This window comes from Streptomyces niveus, assembly GCF_001723055.1.
GTDB classification, from domain to species: domain Bacteria; phylum Actinomycetota; class Actinomycetes; order Streptomycetales; family Streptomycetaceae; genus Streptomyces; species Streptomyces niveus.
In genome coordinates this window covers 1-7700 of record NZ_MDCR01000404.1, presented here as the reverse complement: position 1 = coordinate 7700, position 7700 = coordinate 1, and the positions used below count along the sequence as shown (strand labels likewise).

Genomic DNA, 7700 nt, shown 5'->3' with positions numbered 1-7700 from the left:
GCGTTGTCGGAGTCGGCCGAGTACGGCCGGGCCATCCACAACGCCGATCCTCCGCCTTGCGATCGCACGCACCAACGCGACATCAGCCGCTCCGCGGCGGGCGTGAGCCCCGCCCCTTCGGGCGGACGGCGCTACTTTGCGGACACGCCCTGGTCGCTCCACCGCCGGCGCCTCGTCAGCTCCCACCGTCACGTCGAGTCATGTCACGGAGCCCACGTCATGAGTAAACGCACGCTCGTCCGGGGCGGTCTGGTCATCACCGCCGCCGACGAAGTCCACGCCGACGTACTGACCGAGGACGGCCGGATCGTCGCCCTCGCCGCGGGCGGCTCCGACGTCGCCGCGAGTTGGACCGCCGACCGGGTCATCGACGCCACGAACAAGTACGTCATCCCCGGCGGCGTCGACGGCCATACGCACATGGAGATGCCGTTCGGCGGGACGTTCGCCGCCGACACCTTCGAGACCGGCACCCGCGCCGCCGCCTGGGGCGGCACCACCACCATCGTGGACTTCGCGATCCAGTCGCCCGGCCAGGCGCTGCGCGAAGGACTCGACGCCTGGTACGCCAAGGCGGACGGCAACTGCGCCATCGACTACGGCTTCCACATGATCCTCGCCGACGTCAACGAGCACTCCCTCAACGAGATGGACCTCCTCGTCCAGGAGGGCATCACCTCGTTCAAGCTGTTCATGGCCTACCCCGGCGTGTTCTACAGCGACGACGGCAAGATCCTGCGCGCCATGCAACGGGCCTCCCACAACGGGGGGCTGATCATGATGCACGCCGAGAACGGCATCGCCATCGACGTCCTCGTGGAGCAGGCCCTGGCCGCCGGACGCACCGATCCGCGCTACCACGGAGAGGTGCGCAAGGTACTGCTTGAGGCCGAGGCGACGCATCGCGCGATCCAGCTCGCCCGCGTCGCCGACGCGCCGCTGTACGTCGTGCACGTCTCCGCCGAGGAGGCCGTCGCCGAGCTGGCCGCCGCCCGCGACAAGGGACTTCCCGTCTTCGGCGAGACCTGCCCGCAGTACCTCTTCCTGTCCACCGACAACCTCGCCGAGCCGGACTTCGAGGGCGCCAAGTACGTCTGCTCGACCCCGCTGCGGCCCCGCGAACACCAGGCCGCGCTCTGGCGCGGACTGCGCACCAACGACCTCCAGGTCGTCTCCACCGACCACTGCCCGTTCTGCTTCACCGGACAGAAGGAGATGGGCCGCGGCGACTTCTCCAAGATCCCCAACGGGCTGCCGGGCGTGGAACACCGGATGGACCTGCTCCACCAGGCCGTCGTGGAAGGGCACATCAGCCGCCGCCGCTGGATCGAGATCGCCTGCGCGACCCCGGCCAGGATGTTCGGCCTCTACCCCAAGAAGGGCACCATCGCGCCCGGCGCCGACGCCGACATCGTCATCTACGACCCGCACGCCGAGCAGACCCTGTCCGCGGAGACCCACCACATGGACGTCGACTACTCGGTGTACGAGGGGAAGCGCGTCACCGGACAGGTCGAGACCGTCCTGTCGCGCGGTGAACTCGTCATCGACGGCCGGAAGTACACCGGCCGCCCGGGACACGGCAGTTACACCCCCCGCGCCACCTGTCAGTACCTCACCTGAAAGTTGGGAGTGGCCCGCCATGGACTTCGGACTCGTCCTCCAGACCGACCCGCCGGCCTCGGCTGTCGTCGGTCTCATGCGGCGCGCCGAGCGCAACGGCTTCCGCTACGGCTGGACCTTCGACTCCGCCGTGCTGTGGCAGGAGCCGTTCGTGATCTACAGCCGCATTCTCGAACACACCACCGAGCTGATCGTCGGCCCGATGGTCACCAACCCGGGCACCCGGACCTGGGAGGTGACCGCGTCCACCTTCGCCACGCTCAACGAGATGTACGGCAACCGCACCGTCTGCGGCATCGGCCGCGGCGACTCCGCGATGCGTGTCGCCGGCCGCGCGCCCAACACCCTCGCGCGGCTCGGCGAGGCCATCGACGTCATCCGTGAACTCGCCGAGGGACGCGAGGCGTTGGTGGACGGCAAGCCCCTCAGGCTGCCCTGGGTGAAGGACGGGAAGCTGCCGGTGTGGATGGCCGCGTACGGGCCCAAGGCCCTGGCGATGGCCGGCGAGCGGGCCGACGGATTCATCCTCCAGCTCGCCGACCCGTATCTGACCGAGACGATGGTCAACGCCGTCCGCACGGCCGCGTCCGACGCCGGACGCGACCCGGACTCCGTCACCATCTGCGTCGCCGCCCCCGCCTACGTCGGCGACGACCTCGGCCACGCGCGCGACCAGTGCCGGTGGTTCGGCGGGATGGTCGGCAACCATGTCGCCGATCTGGTCAGCCGCTACGGCGAGCACTCCGACCTGGTGCCCGACGCCCTCACCACGTACATCAAGCAGCGCGAGGGCTACGACTACAGCCACCACGGCCGCGCCGGGAACCCGTCCACCGACTTCGTGCCCGACGACATCGTGGACCGCTTCTGCCTGCTCGGCCCGGCCGAGGCGCACATCGAGAAGCTGAAGACGCTCCGGGCCCTGGGCGTCGACCAGTTCGCCCTCTACAACATGCACGACGCGAAGGAACGGACCATCGACACGTACGGCTCCGAGATCATCCCCGCGCTGGCCGACTGAGCCGGCTCCCCCTCAGGGGCGCCGGGCGGTGACGATCCACACCCCGGCGCCCAGCAGGACCCCCCGGCCCGACTCGTACGGCCGCAGTACCGCCGCCATCTCCTGGCGCGTGGCGTCGGGCACGGTCAGGCCCGGCGTCCGCGACAGATAGAAGTCGACGGCGTCCGGAGCGTCCCGCCCCCAACAGGACCGCCGCGTCTCGCCGTTCACGTCCACGTCCGCGAACCCCGCCCCGGCCAGCACCTCCCGGATCCGGGACGGTTCCGAAAGCGACGCCATCGCGGCGGCCAACTCGCCCTGGACCGGCCGGTCCTGGCCCGCCAGCGTGGCCAGCCGGCCGAGCGCGGCCCGCTCCTCGCCGTCCGGCAGACCGGGCTGCGGACAGAGCAGGGCGAGCCGGCCACCAGCACGTACACCGCGCGCGATGTTGGTGAACGCCGCGACGTGGTCGGCGAAGAACATCACGCCGCCCCGGCTGATCACCACGTCGTACGCCCCCGCCGGGAAGGGGTGCGACTGCGCGTCCGCCAACACGTAGCCGACGTGCGGCAGTTCACGGCCGTCGGTCAGCGACCGGGCGCGGTCCAGCAGCGGCGCCGAGATGTCGACGCCCGTCACCTGCCCCCGCGCGGCGCGCCGAGCGGCCAGCCGGGTGGTGAGGCCGCTGCCGCAGCCGACGTCCAGGACACGGTCCCGCTCCCCGATCGAGGCGGCGGCGAACAGGACGTCGTCGAACTCGGCCAGCATGGCGTCGTAACGCGTGTGATGCTCGGCCCAGTGGGCGCCGACGGGACCGTTCCAGGCGTCGGCGACCGCCGTGGACCCGGAGCCCGTCACGCGGACTCCCCGACCCGGGCGGGCGCGGCGGCCGGTGCGGCGCCCGTGAGGGCCGCCTCGACGCGCTCGACCGCGCAGATCGCGCCGAAGGCGACCAGATGCACCAGACAGTGATCGGTGTGCGGCGGGACGAGCCACGCCGCCACGTCCTCGTCCGTGACGCGGTACGGGGCGCGGGCCGCCAGCAACGCCAGCCGGGCGCCCGGCCGTTCGCCCCGGTCCGGCAGGCCGTCGCCGGTGAGCGGGAGCGGGGTGACACCGTCCCAGGCGGCCACGCTCCGCCGTACGTACGCCGCGTCCTCCTCGCTCAGCAGCCCCGCGCCCAGGTGCGCCGCCGCGCGCAGCGCGCCGAAAGCCGCGCCGACCGGGCTGTCACCCGCCCACTCCGGAGCCGGACCCGTGCTCTGGAGCAGCGGCAGACTGTCGCCCGGAGGCACCTCGCGGCGCACCGTGCGGGACAGGGCGGCGTCGGCCATGCCACGCAGGATCTGGTCCTTCTCGTCCCCGCCGGGCAGCATGTTCTCGGTCAGCAGCGCCGACACGATCCGGTTGATGAAGTGGAAGGCGAGGCCCGTCCCGACATATCCGGGCGTGTGTTTCGCCGGGAACGGGCGCCCCGTGTCCATCCGCTTCCCCCAGGCCAGCAGCCGCCCGTGGCGCGGATCGGCCGGCTCGCCGCCGCGCGCGACGGTGTCGGCGAGTCCGTGCTCCCCCGTCGCGTGCAGCAGCACGGTGTGCGCGTCCACGCAGAACGGGCAGCGGTTGGTCAGTGACACCCCGGCGGCCACCACCTCCTTGTCCACGCGGGACCCCACGCCCGCCAGCAGGGACTCACGGAGAACGGCCCACGTGGCCGTCAGGAGCGGGGGAGCGGCCGACAGGACGACGAAGGTCGGCGCCGCCCCGAAGCCGAGATCGGCGGCGAGCTGCGCGTAGACGTCGGCGGTGACGCCGGTCGCGGATTCCGGGGGCTCCGGTGTGGTGTATCGGTACGTTCGCGTCTCGTTCATGGGGCCGATCGTCTCCGCGGTCCGGGCCTCGGGGCGTCGTACCGTCGATGACATTCGGGCCTGCGCCCGCCGGGCCGTACCCGTCGGCGACTACTGCGCGGGGAGTACCGCGAAAGCAGTCGCAGGGGACGACGCGCGGCCCGCCGCACGCTCGTTACAGTGCCGCCATGGGGGGCGAATCGAAGGGCTCGGCGGCCGGCCGGCGCGCGTGGCTGCTGGACACGGCGCTCGCGGCCCTGACCTGCGGCGTGGTGCTGCTCGCGGCCATGGCCGCGAGGAACCCCGGCCCCGACGCGCTCGACGTCGCGCTGATCGCGGCCGGCACCCTGGCACTGGCCGCGCACCGGCGCGCGCCGGTCGCCGTGCTGGTCGTGACGACGCTCTGCATGCTCGCGTACGTCCTGCACGGGCAGCCGGGCTCCTGGGCGGCCTTCCCGGTACTCGCCGCCGTCCACGCCTCGGCGCGCAGCGGGCGCAGGTCGCTGGGCATCGTGGCGAGCGCGGTCTTCCTCGTCGTGTTCTTCGCCGTCGACCCGGGCGCCGACGACATCGTGGAACGGACCGCGCTGCTGGTCGGCTGGTTCCTCTCGGCGGGTGTCACCGGGCTCGTCGACAAGAACTGGCAGGCGTATCTGCGGCAGACGGAGGAGCGGGCACGCGAGGCCGAACGCACGCGTGAGGAGGCCGCGTTGCGCAGGGCGGGCGAGGAACGGCTGCGGATCGCCCGCGAGTTGCACGACTCGCTCACCCACTCCATCTCGATCGTCAAGCTCCAGGCGGGCGTCGCCGTGCATCTCGCGCGCAAGCGCGGTGACGAGGTGCCCGCCGCGCTGCTGGCCATCCAGGAGGCGAGCGGCGAAGCCATGCGTGAGCTGCGCTCGACGCTGGAGGTGCTGCGTACGGATGTCGTCCCGGAGGGCACGGGCCTGGACCGGCTGGACGAACTCGTGGAGCGCGCCAGGACGGCGGGCATCGCCGTCGCCGTCTCCGTCACGCACACCGACAAGGCCCCCGGTCCGCTGCCGGAGGCCGTGGACCGTACCGCGTACCGCATCGTCCAGGAGGCGCTCACCAACGTGGCCCGGCACGCGGACCGGGCGAAGACCGAGATACGCCTCACCCACCGGGCGCGCCACCTGCTGGTCGAGGTAGCGGACGACGGCCCGGCCGCGCCCGGCGACCCGGTCGCCGAAGGCACCGGACTGACCGGCATGCGCGAGCGTGTCGCGGCGCTGGGCGGCCGGCTGCACGCCGCGCCCGGCGCGGGCGGCGGATTCACCGTACGGGCAGAACTCCCCCTGGAGGGCGCGTGATCGCGGACCCGGTCCGAGTGGTGGTCGTGGACGACCAGGCCCTGATGCGGGCCGGGTTCCGCGCGCTGCTCGACGCCGAGGAGGGCATCGAGGTGGTCGGCGAGGCGGCCGACGGGCGGCAGGGGCTGGACCTGGTGCGGCGATGTGCCCCGGACGTCGCGCTGGTCGACGTACAGATGCCGGTGATGACCGGCATCGAGACCACCCGGCACATCGCGGCGGACCCCGCCCTGGCCGGTGTCCATGTCGTCATCCTCACCAACTACGGCCTGGACGAGTACGTCTTCGACGCGCTGCGCGCCGGGGCGGCCGGATTCCTGCTCAAGGACACCGAACCGGTCGAACTGCTCCAGGCGGTGCGGGTCGCCGCGCGCGGCGACGCGCTGCTGTCGCCGTCCATCACACGCCGCCTGATCGGCGAGTTCGTGTCCCGGCCGCCGGACCGCTCGACCCCGAGAGACCTGGAGACGCTGACACGGCGGGAGCGCGAGGTGACGGGGCTGGCGGCGCGCGGACTGACGAACGAGGAGATCGCCGCGCACATGGTGATCAGCCCGTTCACGGCGAAGACCCACATCAGCCGGGCGATGACGAAGCTCGGCGCGCGGGACCGGGCCCAACTGGTGGTGTTCGCCTACGAGTCGGGGCTGGTCGAGCCCAAGAGGTGACCCCTCCCGGCCGGTTCCGCCGGATCACAGCGAGGCGCCTCCGCACATGACCAGTGTCTGGCCGGTGACCGAGCCGCCCTCCCCGCCCAGCAGGAACGCCGTCAGGCCCGCGACGTCCGAGGGGGCGACGAGGGCGCCGAGCGGGGGCGGTACCGGCGGGGTGGCGGCGCGCCCCGGGTCCCTGAGCATGGGGGTGTCGGTCGGCCCCGGGGCGACGACGTTGACCGTGATCCGGCGCGGGGCCAGCTCCGCCGCCCACGACCGGGCCAGCGCGGCGAGCGCCGCCTTGGTCGCCGCGTACTGGCTCTTGCCCGGCACCCCAGTCATCGTGCGGCTGCCGATCAGCACCACCCGCCCGCCGTCGGTGATCCGTCCGACGAGGGTGTCGAGCAGCACGGCGGCGGCCTGCACATGCACGTTCCACATCAGAGCCCCATCGTCCGCCGACAGCGCGCCGAGCCGTGCGGAGCGCTGAAGTCCGGCGGCGTGCACCACCGCGTCGACCGGGCCGGTCCCTTCGAGGAGCGCGGGCAGCCCCGTGGTGTCGGAGAGATCGGCCGGGATCCAGTACGGGGCGGGGTCCACGGCGGGCGGCCGGGTACGGCAGAGCGCGGTGACCCGCCACCCCTCGTCGAGGAGCCGCGCGGTGACGGCGGCGCCGATTCCCGAGCTGGCGCCGGTGACGACGGCGTGGCGCGGCTCAGACACCGGCCGCCCAGTCAGGCGCGACGCGCACGTACTTGATGGCCTGCCGCCAGTAGGTGTACGCGATGTGCAGAGTCCCGTCCGCGCCCTGCAGGATCGTCGGATAGGAGAACTCCCGGTTGAGCTTGTCGCGGGAGTTGTTGGTCAGGCAGTGGCCGTCACCGGTCTCCAGATCGCGCATGACCGGCCAGGTCCGGCCGCCGTCGGCGGAGAGCGCGAGGGTGAGGGGCGCGCGGGGCGCTCCCCAGAACGCCGTTCCGGTGCCGCCGCCCGCCGCGAAGTGGGCCTGTGACGCCGGGACTTGGTCAGCCGGTCCGCCGCTCGCCAGACCTTCGTCGTCGATCTCGTCGTACAGCGAGACGCGCCGCGCGGTGGAGTCGGCGGCGCTGCTGTTGTTGAGGACGAGGGCGAGCCGCCCGTCGGCGAGCGGGACGTACTGCACGGAGGAGTTGTTGTTGGGCAGCTCGCCCGGCTCCGGTTCGCTCCAGCTCTCGCCACCGTCGGCGGACCGCGACACGTACAC

At 72.7% G+C, this 7700-nt stretch carries 8 protein-coding genes; 4 read left to right on the top strand and 4 right to left on the bottom strand.

The window, feature by feature from the left end; genetic code table 11:
• Window positions 1–219: 219 nt before the first annotated feature.
• Window positions 220–1623, top strand: a complete 1404-nt coding sequence (hydA, locus tag BHU15_RS34675) for a dihydropyrimidinase (protein WP_069630751.1) — start codon at window positions 220–222, stop codon at window positions 1621–1623.
• Between the two features lie 19 nt (window positions 1624–1642).
• Window positions 1643–2644 (top strand): TIGR03842 family LLM class F420-dependent oxidoreductase, encoded by a 1002-nt coding sequence (locus BHU15_RS34670; protein WP_069630750.1) that lies wholly within the window; start codon window positions 1643–1645, stop codon window positions 2642–2644.
• Between the two features lie 12 nt (window positions 2645–2656).
• Here BHU15_RS34670 and BHU15_RS34665 read toward each other — a convergent pair whose 3' ends face one another.
• Complete coding sequence (locus BHU15_RS34665) at window positions 2657–3481, bottom strand: class I SAM-dependent methyltransferase (RefSeq protein ID WP_069630749.1); 825 nt, start codon at window positions 3479–3481, stop codon at window positions 2657–2659.
• The gene (locus BHU15_RS34660) at window positions 3478–4491 is read right to left on the bottom strand and encodes a carboxymuconolactone decarboxylase family protein (RefSeq protein ID WP_069630748.1); all 1014 of its coding nucleotides are present in this window, start codon (window positions 4489–4491) and stop codon (window positions 3478–3480) included. The genes BHU15_RS34665 and BHU15_RS34660 overlap by 4 nt, the downstream gene beginning before the upstream one ends.
• A 167-nt stretch (window positions 4492–4658) precedes the next feature.
• Between BHU15_RS34660 and BHU15_RS34655 the strand changes: the two genes are divergently transcribed.
• Both BHU15_RS34655 and BHU15_RS34650 read left to right on the top strand, forming a co-directional pair.
• Window positions 4659–5804, top strand: coding sequence for a sensor histidine kinase (locus tag BHU15_RS34655; protein WP_069630747.1), 1146 nt, complete (start codon window positions 4659–4661; stop codon window positions 5802–5804).
• A 44-nt stretch (window positions 5805–5848) separates the two neighbouring features.
• Window positions 5849–6472 (top strand): response regulator, encoded by a 624-nt coding sequence (locus tag BHU15_RS34650; RefSeq protein WP_247748411.1) that lies wholly within the window; start codon window positions 5849–5851, stop codon window positions 6470–6472.
• 24 nt (window positions 6473–6496) lie between these two features.
• Here BHU15_RS34650 and BHU15_RS34645 read toward each other — a convergent pair whose 3' ends face one another.
• Both BHU15_RS34645 and BHU15_RS34640 read right to left on the bottom strand, forming a co-directional pair.
• The gene (locus BHU15_RS34645) at window positions 6497–7180 is read right to left on the bottom strand and encodes an SDR family NAD(P)-dependent oxidoreductase (RefSeq protein ID WP_079128585.1); all 684 of its coding nucleotides are present in this window, start codon (window positions 7178–7180) and stop codon (window positions 6497–6499) included.
• Window positions 7173–7700: exo-alpha-sialidase (locus BHU15_RS34640; protein ID WP_171908508.1), on the bottom strand; the 528-nt coding region annotated here is incomplete at its 5' end. The genes BHU15_RS34640 and BHU15_RS34645, both read right to left, overlap by 8 nt.